Below are 19,096 nucleotides of genomic sequence, written 5' to 3'. Positions count from 1 at the left end.
CCATGACGGCACGCATCCTGGTGGTCGACGACGATCCTGCGGTGGCGGAGATGATCGGCATCGTCCTACGCGGCGACGGCTTCGATCCCCTCTTCTGCGACCACGGCGATCTCGCCGTCGGTGTGTTCCGCGCGGAACAACCCGACGTGATACTGCTCGACCTCATGCTGCCCGGACGCTCGGGCATCGACATCTGCCGCGAGATCCGCGCCGAGTCCGGGGTGCCCATCATCATGCTGACCGCAAAGTCCGACACCGTGGACGTGGTGCTCGGGCTCGAATCGGGCGCCGACGACTACATCCCCAAGCCCTTCAAGCCGCGCGAGCTGATCGCCCGCGTGCGGGCCCGCCTGCGCCGTAACGACGCCAGCAGCGCCCCCACCCTGCGCATCGGCGACCTGGAGATCGACGTGACGGGACACCGGGTGAGCCGCGACGGCGAGATGATCCCGCTGACGCCCCTGGAGTTCGACGTCCTCACCACGTTGGCGCGCTCGCCGGGCCAGGTCTTTACCCGTGAGGTGCTGCTCGAGGACGTCTGGGGCTACCGTCACGCCGCAGATACCCGACTGGTCAACGTCCACATTCAGCGACTGCGCGCCAAGATCGAGCGCGACCCGGAGAACCCCGAGATCATCCAGACGGTGCGCGGCGTCGGGTACAAGGCCGGCAGCCACTCATCGTGACTCTGACCGCGCGCGCCATCGGCGCCGCGCTGATCGCGCCGGTGCGCACGGCGGCGCGGCGCTGGTCCCGGTCCATGTCGCTGCGAGTGGTCTCCTCGACGCTCGTGGTCGGCATCGGCACCGTCATCGCGCTGGGTGCCTACGCGACGACGGAGACCCGCGACGGGCTCGTCGACAACCGTGTCGAGCGCATTCTCGCGGAGTCCGCGCGCGACGCCACCATCGCGCAGGAGCGCGCGAGCTCCACCACGGCCGCCAATCCCGGCGACATGCAGCAGCTGGTATTCGATCTGTTCGACGAGCTGCGCTCTCTCGGCGGCGACCAGCGCGGCATCGTGATCCAGCGCGCGCCCGACAACAACTCGCAGATCCCGCTGACCGTCGGCGAGCTTCCTACGGGCATCGGCGACCCCATCAGCGCCGAGATGCGCGCGGCGGTGGACGACGACAAGGACCAGCCGTGGCAGTTCGTCGAGCTCACCGACCCCCAGGTGCCGGGCGTGGTGGTGGGTTCCCCCCTGGACCTCGGCCCCGCCGGCCCCTATGAGCTCTACTTCGTGTACTCGCTCGGCGACGAGCAGGCGACGCTGGACCTCATCCAGCAGATCCTCACCATCGGCGCCGTCGTGCTCGTCGGCCTGGTCGTCGCGATGACCTGGTTCGTCACGAACCAGGCGGTGCGGCCGGTGCGTCAGGCGGCCCGCGTGGCATCGCGCCTCGCCGAGGGACGGCTCAGCGAACGCATGAGCGTGCGTGGTCACGACGAGATGGCCACGCTCGCGCAGACCTTCAACGACATGGCGGGATCGCTGCAGCGCCAGATCACCCGCATGGAGCACCTGTCGCGCCTACAGCGCCGTTTCGTCTCGGATGTCTCCCATGAACTGCGCACGCCGCTGACCACCATTCGTATGGCATCGGACGTTCTCTATGACGCCCGCGGCGACCTCGATCCTGCGGCGGCCCGCTCGGCGGAGCTGCTCAGCAACCAGCTGGACCGCTTCGAGGCGCTCCTTGCCGACCTGCTCGAGATCTCACGCATCGATGCCGGCGCCGCGCAGCTCGAGTTCGAATCCATGGACGTGGCCGATGTGGTGCGCGACGAGGTCGAGGCGATGGTCCCTGTCGCGGCCGGACTGGGGGTGGGGATCACCATGCGGATGGGTGAGGGGCCACACACCGCGTCGATCGACCGGCCCCGCGTGAGCCGCATCGTGCGCAACCTGTTGTCGAACGCCGTCGAGCATGCGTCCGGCGCGGGCGTCGAGGTGGCCGTCGCCTCCAACCGCCGTGGCGTCGCGGTCGTGGTGCGGGATCACGGTGTGGGTCTCACCACCCAGCAGGTCGACCGGGTCTTCGACCGCTTTTGGAGGGCCGATGCTGCCCGCGCCCGCACGATGGGCGGCACCGGGCTGGGGCTGTCGATCGCTCGCGAGGACGCCCACCTGCACGACGGCACGCTGGAGGTGTGGGGCGCTCCCGGCCAGGGGGCGAGCTTCCGGCTGCTGCTGCCGCGCACGGCCGAGGGCCTGGGAAAGAACGCTCCGCTGCCGCTGGTGCAGCGCCAGGGCGGCTTCGCGGCGGTCGGCCCGGTCGTCGAGTTCCCCGGCATCATGACGGACGTCGCCGACGCAGCGGCCTCGGCGACGTCGGGGAGGGACACCTGATGCGACCCATGCGACTGGCTGCACTCACCACCGCGGCGACCCTCGTGCTCGGCGCGTGCGCCTCGATCCCCGTCGAGGGCCCCGTCCAAGAAGGTGACGGCATCGTCGACCCCATCGAACCCTTCCAGCCCATCGCGCAGGGCCCGGGCGCCACCGATGACCCCGAGGCGATCGTGACGGGCTTCCTCACGGCCTCGGCAAGCGGTGTGGCCAGCGACTTCACGCTCGCGCGTGAGTTCCTCACCGACGAAGCTGCATCGACCTGGGACCCGGCCGCGCGCACGCTGGTCTACGACTCCGGCGCGGTAGCGCCGCAGTGGGATGAGCCCGGTGACACGGTCACCTACGAGGTCCCCGTCGCCGCGGAGGTGGACGAGTCCGGCAGGCTCACGGACACCGCCGACGAGACGGTGGAGCGTATCGAGTTCGAGATGGCGCGCAACGACGAGGGAGAGTGGCGCATCGCTGCGCTCGCGGACGGGGTGGTGCTTCCCGAGGCCAACTTCGTCAGCTTCTTCCGCGCCGTGCAGCTGGTTTTCGCGACGCCCGATCTCACCACGGCGGTGCCCGAGCAGCGCTGGCTCCCTCGCGTCAATGCCGCCACGGCCGCCGCGCGCGAGCTCGTCGAGGGCCCCTCCTCGTGGTTGGCCGATGCCGTGGTCACCGGTTTCCCCGCCGCGGCCGCGCTCGCGGTCGAGTCGGTGGTCGTGACCGGCGGCGTGGCGACGGTCGACCTCACGGCGCAGTCCGCGGGTTCTCCCGAGGAACGCGCGCTCGCGGACGAACAGCTCCGGCTGACGCTTGGCAGCCTTCCCGACGTGACCGATGTCGAGGTGCGCATTGGCGGCCTTCCCATCGCCGACGAGGAATCCGTCACGCTCGATAAGGCGCCGGTGCCCGATGCGGTCGCGGCGGTGATCGCCGACGATCGCCTGGGTCTGTGGGACGGCGATGGCGTCGCAGTGCCCGCCCAGTCCGGAGGAGTGGGCGTGGGCGCAGGCGGTGTCGCCCTGTCCTATGACGGCACGCGCGTGGCGTTCTCGGTCGAGGGTGTCGGGGTCCAGGTCACCGAGGATCTCGCTAGCGGGTTGGACTCGCTTGTGCCGCTGGAGACGGGCCAGGAGGGTGCCGGCGCTGGCGAGGGCGAAGAGATCGCCCCCGCTGTCGCGACCACCGTCATTGCGGGCGACGACATGGTGGCGCCGAGTTTCGACCGTTTCGGCAACGTCTGGAGTGTGGCGAGCGGTGGCGGCGCCCTGCAGGTGGCCGGGGTCGGGGGAGAGGCATTCGCCCTGGGCGACGAGTGGCTGGGCTCGCGCACCGTCGTCGCGATCGCGCTGTCGCGCGACGGTAGCCGCATCGCGGTGCTCTCGCGCGCGGGCGGGCAGGCCGCCCTCGAGGTGGCGGCCATCGTGCGTGAGGCCGACGGCAGCCCGACCGGCATCGGCGAGCCGCTGCCGGTGGGCGGCGCCGTGGGCGCGGGCGTCGACATCGCGTGGACGGACGCGCTCACGGTGGCGGTCCTCGGCGAACCCATCGAGGGCTCCTCGACCCCTCTCTGGGTGACCTCCGTAGGCGGTCGCACCACCACGCTCGGCGCGATGACCAACGCGGTGGCGATCACCGCCCGCTCGGGTGAGTCGTCGCTCGTGGTGGTGGGGGCCGAGGGCGCGGTCGAGGAGCGTGCGGGCACGTCGTGGACGCCCGTGGCAGAGGGGATCGAGGACCTTTCCTACGCGGGCTGATCCTGCCCGGACGACCGTCGTCCCCAGGCGCCCGCTGGCGTCGCGTTGTTCCCGGAGCGCCGCTGCGGCGCAGCTCTCATCCCGCCGTCGAGGCGAGTCTTGAGTCATGGACTCGTGGAGACGAGCCGCGGTCATGGCGGCGCGTGACCTCGCTCGGCTGGTGGTGCCCGTGGAATGCCCGGGGTGTGGGGCGCGCGACACCCTCTGGTGTGACGAGTGCGCGGCCGAGTGGTGGGACACGCCGCTGAGGGTCGAATCGCTCGCCCCTCGCCTCGATGTTGAGGACAGGCCCGCGCTCCCGGTGTGGGCGGTCACGTCCCTGAGCGGCCCCGCACACGGATTTGTGACCGCATGGAAGGACGGCGGGCGGCGGGACCTCGACCGATTCCTGAGCGAGGCGATGGAGCGGGCCGCCACCACCATCGGCCCCGCACTCACCCAACTACCAGGTCCTCTCATGATCGCGTGCGTGCCGTCGCGTCCTGGTGCCGCGAGGCGGCGCGGAAGGGACCTGCCGCGGCTTCTCACGGGCGCGGCTGCGGCTGGGCTCGCCGCCGTGGGACTCGAGGCGACGGACGGCTCTCGCGTCCTCGCGCTGTCGCGCGGCGAACAGCGGGGCAGCTCCGCGCGGCGCCGGTGGCAGGGCATGCGGCAGTCCCTGACGGTGCGCGCGCCGGTCGCGGGGCGCACCATCCTCATCGTCGACGATGTCATGACCACGGGAGCGTCCCTCGCGGGCGTTGCTGAGGCCCTCGAGCGGGCGGGAGCCGCCGTCCCCGCCGCGCTCGTGCTGGCTGTTGCGGAGCCTGCTCGCGCAAAGGCCGCAACAGGGCTAGGGTGAGATTCCACCGGTCCCGCAGACCGGCACCTTCGAGTCAGGGGAGGTGATGCCGCAGGCGCAGTCGGCGCCGCAGTCACCACAAGCCCCCAGGCCGCCTGGCCACTTTCATGAACTGCGAAGGAGCTTTCACCATGGACATCGCGATTATCGGACGCCACACCAAGGTCTCCGAGGACGTGCGGGACAAGATCTTCGAAAAGATGGACAAGATCGAATCCCTCGCCACCCGCGCGACGCGTGCAGAAGTGACCGTCGTCCATGAACGCAATCCGAAGCTCTCGGGGGATCGCGAACGCGTCGAGATCACCCTTCACGGCAAGGGCGGCGTGCTGCGCGCCGAGGCCTCCGCCGATGACCGTCTCGCCGCCCTCGAGCGAGCCTCGATGAGGATCACCGAGCAGCTGCGTCGCCTGCACGACCGTCGCGCCAAGCGCCACGTCGGTAAGCCTTCGCTCCACGAGGTCGTCACCGACCTGCAGGCCAAGGACGACCCCGCCGTCACCGCGGGAGAGTCTCCCATCGAGTCCGTCGAGGCCTGGGAGGGTGCTCCGACCAGCGCCACCCGCGAGGTCGCCATCGACGGCACCCCCATCGTCATCCGCTCCAAGACCCACGAGGCCGCGCCGATGACCGTTGCCGAGGCCATCGACCAGATGGAACTCGTCGGCCACGACTTCTTCCTCTTCCACGACGCCGATTCCGGACTCGCCTCCGCGGTGTACCGCCGGCGTGGCTGGACCTACGGGGTTCTCCACCTCGAGACAGCCCCCGCCGAGGCGGCGCTCGAAAGCGCCTAAGCTCCGCACCACGTCGAGGGGTGCTCCCGCCGGTAGTGTTCCGGCGTGCGCACCCCTCACTTTTTGCTCGTCGTCACCGCAGCGGCGCTGTGGGGCACCGGCGGGCTGCTCGGGTCGCTGTTGGCGGACCACTCGGGCACCTCGGCCTACGCCGTCGCGATGTGGCGCATGCTCATCGCGGGGGTCGTGCTCATCGGCTTCCTCGCCGTGACGCGCAGCCTGTCGCCCCGCGCGCTGACGGCGCGCATGTGGCGGCGCATCCTCGTGACAGCGGCCACGACGGCGCTCTTCGAGGTCCTGTATTTCACCGCCGTGAACCTTGCGGGGGTCTCGCTCGCCACGCTCGTCACGATCGGTTCCTCGCCGTTGTGGGTGGCGGCGGCCGATGCCGTGGTGACCCGGGCGGCACCTCCCCGGCGCACCGTGGTCGCCTTGGGGCTGGCCCTCGCTGGCCTCACAGCGTTGTTGGGCACGGGCCTCGAGGCCGGCGCCGATGCCGTGGCGGGCGTGGCCGTCGCGCTCGCGGCCGGCGCCGCGTTCGCCGCGCTCACCTTCGTCAATCGCCGTCCGGTGATGAGCCTGGGCGCGGTGCGCCTCACGGCGCTCTCGTTCACGGGTGGCGGGCTCATGCTGGTGCCGGTCGTCGTGCTGACCGGCTGGTCGGCGCCGTCCGACGGCGAGGGGTGGGGGTATGCGCTCGCGCTCGGCGTCGTGTCGACGGCGCTCGCGTACGTCGCGTACCTCCACGGGCTGGAGACGGTGCCGCCGTTCGTCGCCACCATCGTGTCCCTGCTGGAGCCGCTGGTCGCGGCCGTCCTGGGGGCGCTCATCCTCGGCGAGCGGCTGGGCCCGGTCGGAGTGCTGGGAGGCGCGGTGCTCGCGGGCTCCATCGTGTTGTTGCGCCCTCAGCGAGACGCGCAGGCCGCCGCCGCGTGAGCGCCTACGATGGTTCAGGATTCCCGAGACGTCAGGAGCATTGACTGTGTCCGTACTTGATCGCGTCATCCGCATGGGCGAGGGCCGCACGCTGCGCCGTTTGCAGAAGATGGTCACCCTGACGAATGCCATGGAGAGCGTCTACGAGGAGCTTTCCGACGCGGAGATCAAGGCGCTGACGGACGAGTTCAAGCAGCGCTACGCCGACGGCGAGAGCCTCGACTCCATGCTTCCCGAGGCCTTCGCCGCGGTGCGCGAGGCCTCGCGGCGCACGCTGGGCCTGCGCCACTTCGACGTCCAGATCATGGGCGGCGCCGCGCTGCACGGCGGGGATATCGCCGAGATGAAGACCGGTGAGGGCAAGACCCTCGTCGCGACGCTTCCCGCGTACCTCAACGCGCTCACGGGCGAGGGCGTCCACGTGGTCACCGTGAATGACTACCTCGCGCAGTACCAGTCGGACCTGATGGGCCGCGTGTTCCGCTTCCTCGGAATGGAGACGGGCTGCATCCTGTCCGGCATGACGCCGGACCAGCGTCGTGCTCAGTACGCCGCCGACGTCACGTACGGCACCAACAACGAGTTTGGCTTCGACCACCTGCGCGACAACATGGCGCTCGATGTGAAGGGCCTGGTGCACCGCGGCTATCACTACGCGATCGTCGACGAGGTCGACTCGATCCTCATCGACGAGGCGCGCACGCCGCTGATCATCTCCGGACCGGCCTCGGGCGACAACGGCCGCTGGTACACCGAGTTCGCGCGCATCGTGCGCGAGATGACGATCGACGAGGACTACGAGGTCGAGGAGAAGAAGCGTGCCGTCGGCATGCTCGAGGCGGGCATCGAGAAGGTCGAGCGCGCGCTCGGCATCGAGAACCTGTACGAGCCGCAGAACACGCCGCTCATCGGCTTCCTGAACAACGCAGTGAAGGCCAAGGAGCTCTTCAAGCGCGACCGCGACTACGTGGTCCAGGGCGGCGAGGTCGACATCGTCGACGAGCACACCGGCCGCCTGCTCAAGGGACGCCGCTACTCCGAGGGTCTCCACCAGGCCATCGAGGCCAAGGAGGGCGTGCCGATCAAGGCGGAGAACCAGACCTACGCCTCCATCACGCTCCAGAACTACTTCCGTCAGTACGACAAGCTCGCGGGCATGACCGGTACCGCCCAGACCGAGGCGGCCGAGCTCAACTCGACGTACGGGCTGGGCGTGGTGCCGATCCCCACGAACAAGCCCATGCAGCGCATGGACCAGGCGGACCTGCTGTACAAGACCGAGGCCGCCAAGTTCGACGCGGTCATCGAGGACATCCAGGAGCGCCACGACGCCGGCCAGCCGGTGCTCGTCGGCACGGTGTCCGTCGAGAAGTCCGAGAAGCTGTCGAAGGAACTGCGCAAGCGCGGCATCAAGCACTCCGTGCTGAACGCCAAGCAGCACGAGAAGGAGGCCACCGTCGTGGCCGAGGCGGGTCGCAAGGGCGCCGTCACCGTGGCCACCAACATGGCGGGCCGCGGTACCGACATCATGCTGGGCGGTAACCCCGAGTTCCGTGCCGTGCAGGAGATGGCCGAGCGCGGGCTCGACCCGCACGAGAATGCCGAAGAGTACGAGCGGGTGTGGGACGACGTCCTCGCTCAGGCTCAGGCGGATGTGGCCAGCGAGCACGACGAGGTCCTCGCCGCGGGTGGCCTGTACGTGCTCGGCACCGAGCGCCACGAGTCACGCCGTATCGACAACCAGCTGCGCGGACGTTCGGGGCGTCAGGGTGACCCCGGCGAGTCGCGGTTCTACCTGTCGCTCGAAGACGACCTTATGCGCATGTTCCAGTCGGGCATGGCGGCCACGATGATGAACTCGTCGGCGATCCCCGACGACATGCCCATCGAGTCGAAGGTGCTCACCCGCGGTGTGCGCAGCGCGCAGGCGCAGATCGAGGGACGCAACGCGGAGATTCGTCGCAACATCCTCAAGTACGACGACGTCATGAGCTCGCAGCGCACCGTCCTGTACGGTCGCCGCCGCGAGGTGCTGTCCGGCGAGGACTTCTCCGACGAGGTGCACGGCTTCATCGACGACGTGGTGCGCGCCTACGTGACGGCCACGACCGTCGTCGGCGCTCCCGAGGACTGGGACCTCGAGGCTTTGTGGAAGGACCTCCACACGATCTATCCGGTGTCCGTGACCATCGATGAGATCGTCGACGAGGCCGGCGGCGTCGAGAAGCTGTCCGCCGCCTTCCTCGAGCGCGAGCTCACCGCGGACGCCCGCGTCCAGTACGACGCGGTCGAGGAGCGCATCGGCTCCGACCTCATGCGCACCGTCGAGCGTCAGGTGGTGCTGCAGGTGCTGGACGCCAAGTGGCGCGAACACCTGTACGAGATGGACTACCTCAAGGAAGGCATCGGCCTGCGTGCCATGGGACAGCGCGACCCGCTGACCGAGTACCAGCGCGAAGGATTCCAGCTCTTCGAGGCGATGAGCGACGGCATCAAGGAGCAGTCGCTCAAGGTGCTGTACCGCGTCGAGAAGCGCGAAAAGCAGCCCGAGGGAGCTCCCGTGACCGCCGCATCGGCCGCTCAGACCGCGGCCCAGAATGCGGCACAGGCGCTGCCCGGCGTCCGTCCCCCGGGTGCCAGCGGCGCCACGGCGACCGGCCCCGCCGCCGGCTCGTCAGGTCCCGCGCGCCAGCGCTCGCAGTTCACGGCGTCGTCCACCACGCCTGGAGCCTTGATGCAGTCCTCGATGGGTGCGCTGACGTATTCGGGTCCGTCCGAGGACGGCTCCGCGACGGTCAAGCGTGGCGATGGTTCCGCGGTCGCCGGCTCGAGCGGCGCTGCCGCGAAGCCCGAGGCAGACGGCACCACCTTCCCCGGCACCGCGAAGAACTCGCCGTGCCCGTGTGGTTCGGGCAAGAAGTACAAGCTCTGCCACGGCAAGAACGAGGACTGACCTACAGCACGTCGATGACGGTCGCGAGCCAGCGCCCGTGACTGTCCTCGAAGCGCATCGCGACGGCGCGTGAGTGCTCGCCGTCGCTTACCACCAGCGAGACCTCTGCGCTCGTCGCCGATGTGCGGCAGACGCGCGCACGCAGGATGTGAGCCGGGCCGGGCGTGAGCCCGCGCCGCCGGGCGAGCGACTGCTGACGGTGGAGGCTTTCGCGCAGTTCCGGCGTGATCCAGCGTGCGAGGGCGAGGAGGTCCTCGCCGCCGGTGACGGCCTCCATCACGGCCTTGGCGAGCGTGCAGGCCAGCGGTGCAGGGTCTCCCAATGGTGTGTGGGTACGCGCGTACGGGCGAGGGGGAAGGGTACGTGGCGCTGCGTCCGTCGCCTGGCGGACCGGCAGCGCGCTCACCGCGACCACCCGCCGGGCAGCGTCAGGGTCTGGCCGGGATGGATCAGATGAGGGTTCGACCCGAGCGCTTCGCGGTTGGCCTCGTACAGCGCCGGCCATGCGGCGGCGATGGTGGGCGCGTCCCGGGTGTCCAGCACTGCGGCGGTGATGGTCCACAGGGACTCGCCGCGCGACACGGTGTGGGAGGCGCCGGTCCGGGTGCCTGGTGCGGCATCGGTGTCCGCGGTGGAGGTCAGCGCCGCTGACGCCGATTCACGTGGCGACCGCGGCGACGGCGGGGACGCGGCGCGCGTGGGTTCCGGCGTTGTCGTCGGGGTCTGGGGCGTATCCGATGATGCAGGCGCGTCGGTCGCCGTGACGTGCACGAGCCATCCAGCGGGGGAGGGCTCGACCTCGGGGGTAAGCGCCACCCACCCGGCGGCGGATGCGGGAAGGGCCGCTCCTGCAGCGACGGCTGTGCCGAGCGCCACCGCGATCACGCGCCTCCATACGGCCGGGCTCGCCGCGACCATGGCCGCGCGCCACCGACGGGGGGCCAGGACCGCCGCGATCGCGATGAGCGACAACCATCCGCAGACCGCCGCCCCGAGCGCCGCCATGGCCCCGACCACCAGGTCGTCGACCCCCGGGCGCGGCCCGAGCGTGGCGGCGACCTCGGCGGCGGTCACGAGGAACACGGCGCCCACGACGGGCACGCCCGCGACGGCAACCCGGGCGAGATTCCGGCGAGCTCGGCCGGTGTCAAGAGACCTCGATGGCATCATTCAAGTCCTTTCGATGCGTTTTGATGCTGTTTGATGACATTAGGTCTACGTCATTGCGCGGGCGGTGTCGACCGCAACGCGAGATTGTGGACAGCCGGGCTACCGTGTCCGCATGCGGTGGGAGGAGCTCTTCGCGGACCTGGAGGCGCAGGCCGACGCCGACGAGGCGGGCGCGTGGCGTGCCGAGGTGGCCGCGCGTGAACGCTCCGAGCGCGCGTCCGTGTCGTGGGGGTCCCGCATCGCCGCGGCGCACGGAGGTCGCATCCGAGCGGTCCTCGTTGACGGCGCCAGGCTCGAGGGCGAGGTGCGCGATGGCGCGGACGATTGGGTGCTCGTGTGCGATGACGAGGGCCGCGAGCACGTGATTGCGACGGCCGCTGTCGACGCGGTATGGGGGCTACCTGCCGCAGGCGCCACGCGCGGTGTCGTCGAGCGGCGCGTCAGCCTGGGCCACGTCCTGCGTGGACTCGCCCGTGACCGCGCACGCGTCGTGGTCGCGACCCGTTCGGGGCCACGGGTGGGCAGGATCGCATGGGTGGGAGCCGACCATCTCGAACTCGTCGAGCCGGGCGACGCGCAGGTGACGGTGCCGTGGGCCGCGATCCTGACGGTGAGACCCGCGTAACGGCTAGGACTCTGTGCGTTCCGCCTTCTCGCGGACCGCCGCGTACTGCCGGGCGATGTACGACTCGAGCTCGGTGGCCTCGACGCGCCAGATGCCGCGTCCGCCCACCTGAATGGCGGGCAGGTCGCCGCTGCGCACCAGCGAATACGCCTGCTGCGAGGAGATGTTCAGGATCTCCTGCACATCCTCCATCTTCAGGAACCGTGGGGCCATGGCGCCATTGTGGCACGGGGCGCGGGTGCCGCCGCTGTTGTCCACAGGTGTTGCCGACCCGGTCGCAAGCAGGCATTCTTAAGCGGCATCGACAGTCATCGGGGGCGAGTCATGAACGATGCCGGACCCATCGCGGGGCGTCTGAAGCGCCCCTCGTGGCGTGATCCACGCCTGCTCATCGGGATCGCCCTCGTGGCGGCGTCGGTGGTTGCCGTCGCGGGCATCGTCAGGGCGGCCGATGCCACGGAGCCGTTCTACGCGGCCAAGGGCACCCTCACGCCGGGCACCGTCCTCGCGGCCGACGACCTCATGGTGGCCCACGTGAACGTGGGGTCCGCCGCGTACCTCGACGCAACCCAGGAGCCTCCCGTGGGCAGCGTCGTGACGCGTGCGGTGGGTGCGGGCGAGTTGGTCCCCGCCGCCGCCCTCGTCTCCGCCGACGCGGTCGACGTGAGGCCCGTGCCGGTCGCGACATCGCTGCCCCTCGATGCGGGCATCGTGCCCGGCTCCGTCGTCGACGTGTGGCTGACCACCGTGGATGAAGCCGGCGCCGCCAGCACCGTGTTGCTGGGAGAGTCCTTGGTGGTCACCGAGGTGGCCGATGCGGAGGGCGCCTTCGCGGTCGACTCCGACCAGGTCGTCTACGTCGCGGTGCCCGAGGACGAGGTGGCCGCATTCCTGCAGGCCGTCGCGGGCGGCGGCGACCTCGCCGTCTTGGGCCTCGGGGGCACGCCATGACGCGCACCGCGGTGATCCTCGCGGTCGCGGGAGCGCGTGAGGCGGGGATCGTCGAGGCGTGCGCGGCCAGGGCGGAGCTCGAGGTGGTACGCCGCTGCGCCGACCTGGCCGAAGCCGTGGGGGCAGCCCAGGCGGGGGTCGGGTCCGTGGTCCTGGTCTCCGATCATCCGCGTCTCACCCGCGACGTAGTCGCCGACCTCCAGGCCCAGGCGGTCACCGTGGTGGGTCTGCCCACCACCCGCGAGGCGGGAGAACAGCTCGCCCGCCTGGGGGTGCGGTCAGTGCTGCCGCCCTCGGCGAGCGACGCCGATGTGGCGCAGGCACTCGTGGACGCCGCCGGCGTGCCGCAGCCTCGCGTGCCCGAGGTCGAGCCGGAGATGAGTCGCCACGGGCTCGTCGTCGCCGTGTGGGGTCCTACGGGAGCGCCCGGTCGCACCACGCTCGCGGTGAACCTCGCCGCCGAAGCCGCACACGCGGGTCACGAGACGGTCCTGATTGATGCCGACACCTACGGTGGCGCGGTCGCCCAGGCATGCGGCCTGCTCGACGAGTCCCCTGGTATTGCAGCTCTGGCGCGCATCGCCCAGCACGGGTCGGTGAGGGCTGCGGATGTCGAGACGTACGCACTCCCCGTCGCCGAGCGGTGGCGGGTGGTGACCGGACTGTCGCGCGCCCAACGGTGGCCCGAAGTCCCCGGCGTCGCCCTCGAGGCGCTGCTGGAGGGCGCACGCGAGGCGGCCGACGTGGTGGTGATCGACGCGGGATTCGGGCTCGAACGCGATGAGGAGCTGAGCTATGACACCCGCGCGCCCCAGCGCCATGGCGCCACCCTCGCCGCCGTCCAGGCGGCCGATGCCGTGGTCGCCGTGGGCACGGCCGAACCCCTCGGGATTCAGCGCCTCATCCAGGGGCTCGGCGACCTCGCTCAGATCGGCGTGCGCGAGCCCGTCGTGGCGGTCAACAGGGTGCGGGCGGATGTCGCGGGCACCCGTCCCGAGGAGGCGGTGGCGGACGCGCTCGTCCGCTACGCGGGCATCGATCAGGTGTGGACCCTGCCGTGGGACCCGCGGGCGGCCGATGCCGCGACGCTCGCCGGGCGCAGCCTGGTGGAACGCACCCCGCGGGCGCCACTCAGGCGTGCGATCGCGCGCCTCGCGCACGCACTGGTGGAGGACCGGATCGCGCCGATGGCGGCGCGCGTACCCGAGCCACGGCACTCGGCGCTGTCACACTGACATCATGCGTGTGTACCTGCCGGCCACCTTCGCGGACCTCGAGCGCATCGGCGCGGGGCTGTGGGAGCCCGAGCGTGGCTATGCCGTGACGCACCGCATGCTCGACATCTCGTCGCTCGACGACGAGGAGGAGATCGCGGAGCAGGTGAGGGACACCGCGGCGATGGCATCGGCCATCGACCTGGGCTCTCAGCTGCGCGTGGTCGTGGTCGCCGACTGTTCACGCGCCGACGTGACGGAGATCGCAGGGGATCACCCCGCGGCCGTGGCCGTCGCCGAGCGGATCGACACCGCCCAGATCGCGTGCGTGTTCATCGACGAGCCCGATGCTGCGGCCGACGTCGCCGCAGCCCGCGATGACGAGGACGCCCGTGACAGGCTCGAGGCGCGCGACCTGCTGTGGTGGGGGCCCGGCGAGCTCGCCGACGTGCCTGGTCCTGCCTGACGCCTACGGACGCAGGGCGTCGACGACCGCCTGGTGCAGGATGCCGTTGGACGCGATCGCATCGCCCCCGTGCGGGCCAGGGATGCCGTCCAGCGACGTGAACACCCCGCCCGCCTCGGTGACGATCGGGACGAGGGCCGCCATGTCGTGCAGCGCGAGCTCGGGCTCGAACGCGGCATCCACGGCCCCCTCAGCCACCAGCATGTACGACCAGAAGTCGCCAAACGCTCGCGTACGCCACACCGTCCGCGACAGTTGGAGGAATGACTCGAGGCGGCCACGTTCCTCCCAGCCCGTCAGCGACGAGTACGACACGCTGGCATCCCGCAGGGTGGCGGTCGTCGAGACCGACAGCGCCACGGCATCGGCCGGTCCCTGGCCTCGCCACGCGCCGCCGCCCACGGCGGCAAACCACCGGCGGCCCAATGCCGGCGCGCTCACCACGCCGACCACCGGCTCGCCGTCGACGAGGAGTGCGATCAGCGTGGCCCATGCGGGGACTGCGCGGATGAAGTTCTTGGTGCCGTCGATGGGGTCGACGACCCACTGACGGGGAGCGTCTCCACTCGCGCCGTATTCCTCGCCCAGGATCGCGTCGCCCGGGCGGGCGGCCTCGATGCGCTCGCGGACGATGCGCTCGGCGGCACGGTCGATGGCAGTCACCGGGGTCTCGTCGGCCTTGAGCTCCACCGTCAGGGCGGCGGGGTCATGGTGAGACATGGTGAGAGCGTCCACCTCGTCGGCGATGGCGAGGGCGAGCGTGAGGTCGTCGGCGTACGGGGAGGGCATGCGGCAAGGCTACCGGCGGCGATCGACGTGCCTGCGGTTGACAGCGCATGCGGAATGCGCTTACCGTGTGGGAAACCGGTTACCCGCGCTCCTCAATGACGAGGACGCGGGCGTGTCGACCATCGCAGTGAACGATCTCAATGGGGAGATTCATGACCACGACAGCCGCCCGTATCCGTCCTGTGCTTGCCGTCCTCGCGGCCGCCGCCCTCACCGCCATCGGCGTGGTGCCCGCGGCCGCGGCCGGCGCCGCGGGAGCGCTCAACGCGAATGACCTCGCTCCCGGCTCCTACACGGCGGACGTCGTGGTCGGGGATGTCACCATCCGGGCCACCGAGGCCAAGGCAGTGACCGTGGACGGCAGCGACCGGGTCTCGGATCGCGGCGACGTGTACACCCAGCGCCTGAAGCTCAACGGCTCGGGCGACGTGGCGCAGCGCTCCCTCGCATTCACGGCGGACGGGCCCACGCACGTCATCGTCCACGCACGCAGCGGATCCGGCTCGAGCGACCGCGCGCTCGCGCTGTTCGACGCCTCCGGTGAGGTCGACAGGGTCCCGGCGCTTGCGGACGACGGCGGGCTCCCGATCACCACGGAGACGCTCGAGGTGCCTGCGGCGGGCGACTACTGGATCGCCTCGCCCAGTTCGGGAGTGAACGTGTACTACGTGCAGATCGGGCTCGACGAGCCGGCCGCGCGCGCCCCTTGGGTGGATGTGGCCGCGCCAGTCATCGACGCGGTGGCCGTGGACCCGGCAGACCCGGGCGACCTGCTGGTCGACTACTCCGGCCTCATCGGAACAGACGGAGCCGACCTTGCTCGCGCAGCCCTCACCGACGTCAGCGGCGCCGTGGTGGACCGCGCGCTCAGCGCGGATGAGGGCACCGGCGGCACGCTGCGCCTGACCCCACCCGGCTCCGGCACCTACACCGTTCAGGTCTCGCTGACCAGGGCCGGTGAGGACACCGCGCACCAGTCGGCGGCGGTCGAGACCGCGCCGTTCTCCCTGCCGCTGGGCGCCCCGGAGATCAGCGGCGCGCTGACCAGCGCCGTCAGCGCCGGCGCCGCGACAGTGACCGTCGAGTGGGGTGCCGTGGCCGAGGCCGAGACCTACACCGTCGAGGTCGACGAGGGCCCGGGCTTTGCGGCCGCCGTCGACGGCATCACTGGCACCTCGGCCGATGTCCCCGGACTCACGCCCGGGGCGACCGTGCAGATGCGAGTGGTGGCGCACCGTGGTGACGGCGCCCAGGAGGGCCCGGCGACCGAGGTGAGTGTCGCATCGGCCGTCGAAAGGTGGCAGGCCGCCGATATCGGGTCCAACGCGGGCTCCGGGGGCGCCATCACCGAGAACGAGGACGGCTCGATTCTGTTCGACGCGAAGGCGAGCTCGACCAAGCTCGCCACGTCCGAGGACGGCTTCCAGTACTTCTACACCGAGGTGGACCCCGCCTCCGAGAACTTCGCGCTCACGGCGACGTTCCGCGTGGACGACGCCTCGACGAAGGACAGCCAGTCGGGCTTCGGCGTGATCGCCGTCGACTCGCTGGTGGCGGGCTCGTCCCCCGACCGCTACTTCAACTCCGCGGGCGCCGTCGTGACCCGCTACGGCGAGGGCACCGCCACGGTGGTCAACGGCATGCCGGGAGCTCGCTTCGTGACGGGCTACACGGGGGCGACCGACGACAACACGGCGGGCACGCGAGACCAGAGCGGTTCCGAGGTCTTCGACCCCGCCTTCAGGGAGGAGGCCGGCACGGCGCCGCGCTTCGACACCGGTGACACGTACACCTTCACGCTGCGCCGCTCCAACACCGGATTCCACGCGATCTGGGACCGCAGCGGCGAGGGCGGCGCGGTACACGAGGTCATCGAGTACGACCCCGACATGCTGCTGGCGCAGGACGCGGAGCGCTTCTACGTGGGGCTCGCGGTGGCCCGCAAGATCGTGGTCACCGTGACGGATTGGGAGTTCACCACGATCAACCCGGCCGACGACGACCCCGCCCAGGAGCGTCCCATCGAGCAGGTACCGACCTCCCTCAGCGTGGACGTGACCGCCACCACCCCAGAGCGCTCCCTGGAGATCCCGCTGGTCGCGGACTTCTACGGCACCGGACAGATTCTGGATGCCTCCGGAGCCGTCGTGGTGGATGGGCTGGTGCTCGAGCCCGGCCAACAGTCGCTTGGAGCAGTCTCGCTCGAGCCGGGGGTCAACCGCTTCACGGCGCGTGCGATCCCGGGTCCGGACCAGCCGCAGTTGGGCGAGTACGAGGCTCTCGAGTCGATGGACCCGGTGGATGTGCCGGTGACCGTGACCGTGGACTCGTACGGCGAGCCCGGCCAGTCGCTATGGGTGTCGCCGGATGGCTCGTCCGACGGGGACGGCACGAGAGCGAACCCCCTCGACGTGCACACCGCGGTGGCGTTCGCGCAGGCCGGCCAGCAGATTGTGCTGATGGACGGCACCTACACGCCGGACCGTGCGATCGTGGCCGACCGCGGACACGACGGCACCGAGGAGGCTCCCATCGTGCTGATGTCGGAGCCGGGCTCGCGCGCCGTGCTCGACCTCAGCGGCTCGGCGACGGGTGGCATCAACCTGCGGGCCGACTGGTGGCACGTGTACAACGTCGAGATCACCGGGTCCGGTGACAAGGCCAAGCCCATGCTCGTGCAGGGCCACCACAACATCGTGGAGAGGGTGGAGTCGCACCACAACCAGGACACGGGCATCCAGATCTCGGGGCTGTCCGCCGAGCCGCCGGCCATGTGGCCCTCGTACAACCTCGTGGTGTCCTCCCAGGCGCACCACAACGCGGACCCGGGCGGTAACGACGCCGACGGCTTTGCCGCGAAGCTGACGGTGGGCGAGGGCAACGTGTTCCGCTCCAACATCGCCCACCACAACATCGACGACGGCTGGGACCTCTACGCCAAGTCGACGACGGGCCCCATCGGCACCGTGGTCGTCGAGGACTCCGTCGCCTACAACAACGGCTGGCTCAGCGAAGACCCGAGCCGCACGGGCGAGGGCAACGGCTTCAAGCTCGGTGGCGAGTCCATGCCAGGCGACCACCTGCTGCGCAACTCGATCAGCTACGGCAACCTCGCCACCGGCGTGACGTCGAACTCGGGACCGGACGTCCGCCTCGAGAACGTGACGTCCGTCGATAACGACCGCGGCATCCGCCTTGAGACGAACGCGGCCGCCACCGACTATCGCGCGTCGGGAGTGATCTCGTGGTCGAATCCCGCGGCGGACGTGCTCGCGCTAGAACAGGCAGACACGTCGCTCCTGGCCGACCCGTCCAACCACTTCGATGGCGACGGCGTCACCGCCGACTGGTTCGTCACGACCGATGCGTCGAGCATCACTCCTCAGATCGCGGCGGATGGTTCCGTCGAGATGCACGGGTTGTATGAGCTCGCGGAGATTGCCCCCGCCGACACGGGTGCGCGCCTGGTCCCCAATGCGGATCCGACCGTGATCGACCTGCTCCCCGAGGTCACCGCGCCCGAGCCCGGCCCGGCCGCGTGGTACGCGTCGACCGTGTACACCCGGGGCGACCTCGTGCAGCACGAGGGCACGGTCTACGAGGCACGCTGGTGGAACCGCGGCAGCGAGCCCGGGGCCTCCGCGTGGGGCCCGTGGGTGGAGGTCGGCCCCGCCGACGCCGCGCCGGAGGTTGCCGAGTGCGCGGCCCCTTGGGAGGAGCGCACCGTGTACCACCGCGGCGCGACCGTGTCCTACGACGGCCTCAACTACGAGGCGCAGTGGTGGTCGCGCTCGCAGACTCCCGGCGCGAGCCAATGGGGTCCGTGGGCGGCCGTGGGGGCGTGCGCCTAGGCAGCACGGCCCGTGCGGGGGAGGGCGTCACCAGAGAAAGGTGTCGCCCTCCCAGCGCGCGGGGCGCACCTCGCTGACCCAGGCGGGCCGCACCGCTCCATAGATGTGCGGGAAGAGTTCGCTCGTTCCCTCGTCGAGGACCTCGACCCCGTCCGCCCGGACCTGGTCCTCGTCGATGACCAGCACCACGAGGTCGTCGGGACGGTCCGGCCAGATGCGCGCGGCCGTCGCCGCGCACTGGTGCGGGTAGGAGCAGTGGACGAACCCCTCGTCCGCGAGCGAGAGGTCCCGGCCGGAGATCTCGTAGGTCCCGGCGGCGAGGCCCGCCTCCCAGTCGGAGGCGCGCGTGACATGCAGGATCGTCATGGCGCCAGTGTGCCAGGGCCGCAGGGCCAGCGCGGCGGA

At 70.7% G+C, this 19,096-nt stretch carries 17 protein-coding genes; 12 read left to right on the top strand and 5 right to left on the bottom strand.

The window, feature by feature from the left end; genetic code table 11:
- Positions 1-2: 2 nt before the first annotated feature.
- The 7 genes from mtrA (at position 3) to secA (ending at position 9,625) form a co-directional block, all read left to right on the top strand.
- On the top strand, positions 3-686 hold the full coding sequence (mtrA, locus tag B7K20_RS04360; RefSeq protein WP_084100923.1) for an MtrAB system response regulator MtrA: 684 nt from the start codon (positions 3-5) through the stop codon (positions 684-686).
- Positions 683-2,353, top strand: a complete 1,671-nt coding sequence (mtrB, locus tag B7K20_RS04355; protein WP_084100920.1) for an MtrAB system histidine kinase MtrB — start codon at positions 683-685, stop codon at positions 2,351-2,353. Before mtrA ends, mtrB begins: the two co-directional genes overlap by 4 nt.
- Entirely contained in the window at positions 2,353-4,098 is a 1,746-nt protein-coding gene (locus tag B7K20_RS04350) for an LpqB family beta-propeller domain-containing protein (protein WP_084100917.1), read from the top strand. The genes mtrB and B7K20_RS04350 overlap by 1 nt, the downstream gene beginning before the upstream one ends.
- A 343-nt stretch (positions 4,099-4,441) precedes the next feature.
- Entirely contained in the window at positions 4,442-4,939 is a 498-nt protein-coding gene (locus B7K20_RS04345) for a ComF family protein (protein WP_159449316.1), read from the top strand.
- Between the two features lie 131 nt (positions 4,940-5,070).
- Complete coding sequence (gene hpf, locus B7K20_RS04340; protein ID WP_159449315.1) at positions 5,071-5,736, top strand: ribosome hibernation-promoting factor, HPF/YfiA family; 666 nt, start codon at positions 5,071-5,073, stop codon at positions 5,734-5,736.
- Between the two features lie 45 nt (positions 5,737-5,781).
- Positions 5,782-6,672 (top strand): DMT family transporter, encoded by an 891-nt coding sequence (locus B7K20_RS04335; protein ID WP_084100908.1) that lies wholly within the window; start codon positions 5,782-5,784, stop codon positions 6,670-6,672.
- Between the two features lie 73 nt (positions 6,673-6,745).
- Positions 6,746-9,625 carry a preprotein translocase subunit SecA gene (gene secA, locus B7K20_RS04330; protein ID WP_234985719.1) on the top strand — a complete coding sequence of 960 codons (2,880 nt, stop codon included), beginning with the start codon at positions 6,746-6,748 and terminating at the stop codon, positions 9,623-9,625.
- 1 nt (position 9,626) lies between these two features.
- Here the strand turns inward: secA and B7K20_RS13435 are convergent, their stop codons facing one another.
- Both B7K20_RS13435 and B7K20_RS04320 read right to left on the bottom strand, forming a co-directional pair.
- Positions 9,627-9,947 carry an Rv3235 family protein gene (locus tag B7K20_RS13435; protein WP_144018528.1) on the bottom strand — a complete coding sequence of 107 codons (321 nt, stop codon included), beginning with the start codon at positions 9,945-9,947 and terminating at the stop codon, positions 9,627-9,629.
- A gap of 80 nt (positions 9,948-10,027) precedes the next feature.
- Positions 10,028-10,726, bottom strand: a complete 699-nt coding sequence (locus tag B7K20_RS04320) for a LysM peptidoglycan-binding domain-containing protein (RefSeq protein WP_084100899.1) — start codon at positions 10,724-10,726, stop codon at positions 10,028-10,030.
- Positions 10,727-10,907: 181 nt separating this feature from the next.
- Between B7K20_RS04320 and B7K20_RS04315 the strand changes: the two genes are divergently transcribed.
- Positions 10,908-11,420, top strand: a complete 513-nt coding sequence (locus B7K20_RS04315; protein WP_084100895.1) for a hypothetical protein — start codon at positions 10,908-10,910, stop codon at positions 11,418-11,420.
- Between the two features lie 3 nt (positions 11,421-11,423).
- Here B7K20_RS04315 and B7K20_RS04310 read toward each other — a convergent pair whose 3' ends face one another.
- On the bottom strand, positions 11,424-11,633 hold the full coding sequence (locus B7K20_RS04310) for a helix-turn-helix domain-containing protein (RefSeq protein WP_084101074.1): 210 nt from the start codon (positions 11,631-11,633) through the stop codon (positions 11,424-11,426).
- Between the two features lie 111 nt (positions 11,634-11,744).
- Between B7K20_RS04310 and B7K20_RS04305 the strand changes: the two genes are divergently transcribed.
- The 3 genes from B7K20_RS04305 to B7K20_RS04295 are packed head-to-tail and all read left to right on the top strand — an operon-like array spanning position 11,745 to position 14,051.
- Positions 11,745-12,371 (top strand): SAF domain-containing protein, encoded by a 627-nt coding sequence (locus B7K20_RS04305; RefSeq protein WP_084100892.1) that lies wholly within the window; start codon positions 11,745-11,747, stop codon positions 12,369-12,371.
- A complete protein-coding gene (locus tag B7K20_RS04300; RefSeq protein WP_084100890.1) occupies positions 12,368-13,606 on the top strand; it encodes a hypothetical protein in 1,239 nt (412 codons plus the stop codon). The genes B7K20_RS04305 and B7K20_RS04300 overlap by 4 nt, the downstream gene beginning before the upstream one ends.
- 4 nt (positions 13,607-13,610) lie before the next feature.
- Positions 13,611-14,051 (top strand): hypothetical protein, encoded by a 441-nt coding sequence (locus tag B7K20_RS04295; protein ID WP_084100887.1) that lies wholly within the window; start codon positions 13,611-13,613, stop codon positions 14,049-14,051.
- 3 nt (positions 14,052-14,054) lie between these two features.
- On the opposite strand, the gene B7K20_RS04290 is transcribed toward B7K20_RS04295, so the two are convergent.
- Positions 14,055-14,840 (bottom strand): inositol monophosphatase family protein, encoded by a 786-nt coding sequence (locus tag B7K20_RS04290; RefSeq protein ID WP_084100884.1) that lies wholly within the window; start codon positions 14,838-14,840, stop codon positions 14,055-14,057.
- 152 nt (positions 14,841-14,992) lie between these two features.
- Between B7K20_RS04290 and B7K20_RS04285 the strand changes: the two genes are divergently transcribed.
- Entirely contained in the window at positions 14,993-18,691 is a 3,699-nt protein-coding gene (locus tag B7K20_RS04285) for a carbohydrate-binding protein (RefSeq protein ID WP_084100881.1), read from the top strand.
- Positions 18,692-18,718: 27 nt separating this feature from the next.
- Here B7K20_RS04285 and B7K20_RS04280 read toward each other — a convergent pair whose 3' ends face one another.
- Positions 18,719-19,057 (bottom strand): DUF952 domain-containing protein, encoded by a 339-nt coding sequence (locus B7K20_RS04280; protein WP_084100878.1) that lies wholly within the window; start codon positions 19,055-19,057, stop codon positions 18,719-18,721.
- Positions 19,058-19,096 lie beyond the last annotated feature (39 nt).

Source organism: Demequina sp. NBRC 110051 (assembly GCF_002090055.1).
Taxonomy (GTDB): Bacteria; Actinomycetota; Actinomycetes; order Actinomycetales; family Demequinaceae; genus Demequina.
Note: the sequence above shows the minus strand (reverse complement) of the source record. Positions and strands in the feature narration are given on the sequence as shown.